This is a genomic window from Allobosea sp. ASV33 (assembly GCF_016428755.1).
Lineage (GTDB): Bacteria > Pseudomonadota > Alphaproteobacteria > Rhizobiales > Beijerinckiaceae > Allobosea.
In genome coordinates, this window is the sequence record NZ_JAELTI010000294.1 from 1 (window position 1) to 315 (window position 315).

Genomic DNA, 315 nt, shown 5'->3' on the forward strand with positions numbered 1-315 from the left:
CCCCCCCCCCCCCCCCCCCCCCCCCCCCCCCCCCCCCCCCCCCCCCCCCCCCCCCCCCCCCCCCCCCCCCCCCCCCCCCCCCCCCCCCCCCCCCCCCCCCCCCCCCCCCCCCCCCTCTTTTCAAGCATAAGACGGCATACGAGATCGCGCCTAGAGTCTCGTGGGCTCGGAGATGTGTATAAGAGACAGGCTTGCGGACGTTCGTCGTCATGATCCGCAGGATCTGCTCGTCGAAGACGCCTTCGTTGACGAGCTTCATCGGCGGGAAGCGGATGCCCTCCTGATGGATCTCGGTCAGGGCGCGCGACAGCGAGG

General features: G+C 73.7%; 1 protein-coding gene and 1 pseudogene. One reads left to right on the top strand and one right to left on the bottom strand.

Features of this window, described 5'->3' with window-relative positions; genetic code table 11:
* A partial coding sequence (locus tag JHD80_RS28930; protein WP_210340013.1) for a hypothetical protein occupies positions 1 to 182 on the top strand: 182 nt, incomplete at its 5' end.
* 5 nt (positions 183 to 187) lie between these two features.
* Here the strand turns inward: JHD80_RS28930 and JHD80_RS29195 are convergent.
* Positions 188 to 315, bottom strand: a pseudogene (locus JHD80_RS29195) (hydantoinase B/oxoprolinase family protein); the annotation flags it as partial.